Source organism: Facilibium subflavum, assembly GCF_003574485.1.
GTDB lineage: Bacteria > Pseudomonadota > Gammaproteobacteria > Francisellales > Francisellaceae > Facilibium > Facilibium subflavum.
In genome coordinates this window covers 1-805 of sequence record NZ_QLIT01000376.1, presented here as the reverse complement: position 1 = coordinate 805, position 805 = coordinate 1, and the positions used below count along the sequence as shown (strand labels likewise).

The window sequence follows — 805 nt, the reverse complement described above, 5'->3', positions numbered from 1 at the left end:
AACTCTCAGCCATGGCATTTTATTCTAGCTACTTCTGAGCAAGCAAAATTAAAGCTTGCAAAGGCCTCTGAAAATATCCACCCTAAAAATGTAGCAAATATAAAAAACTCTGCTTTGACTATAGTTCTTTGCTTTAAAACAAATATTGATAATAGCTATTTAGAAGAACTTTTAGATCAAGAAAGAAAAGATGGCCGCTTCCCTACTGTTGAGTTTGAGAGTATGCAAAGAGATGTACGTAGAAAATTTGCTCTAGCATACCTAGATAGACCTCAGGAACTACAAAACTGGGCACAGAAACAGATTTATATAAGTCTTGGTAATCTACTATTAGGCTTAGCTGGTTTAGGTCTACATGCCACACCTATGGAAGGTATTGAAACTCATATTATTGATGATGAATTTAATTTAAAAGAGAAAGGTCTTAAAACTTCTGTCATCGTTACTGTAGGTTATAGTTCAGAAGATGACTTTAATGCTAAACTACCTAAATCTAGACTTCCTGAAGAAAAAATATTTACTGAAATTTAAATAGCTTAAAATTCGTTCTGAATTCATTTTAGGATTTCAGTGAGCTATATACTTTATTAGTATCATAGAAGTAATTAAACAAGCTCAAACATAACAATTTTTATTATATTAGGGAAATGGGTATAAAAAATAATCTGCAAAAAACTATATATTTTGATGAGTTACGTAAAATCTATTATCATAAGGTCCCTAAACTGTTTGTTGACTACTAAAAATCCAACTCTGAACAACAAGATTATCCGAAGCAAAAGCCCTAGGTGCAACGGCTTGAATG

1 protein-coding gene is annotated in these 805 nt (G+C 31.8%); it reads left to right on the top strand.

Features of this window, described 5'->3' with window-relative positions; translation table 11 throughout:
• On the top strand, positions 1–531 hold a 531-nt coding region (nfsB, locus tag DNK84_RS14020), incomplete at its 5' end, for an oxygen-insensitive NAD(P)H nitroreductase (RefSeq protein WP_119345037.1).
• Positions 532–805 lie beyond the last annotated feature (274 nt).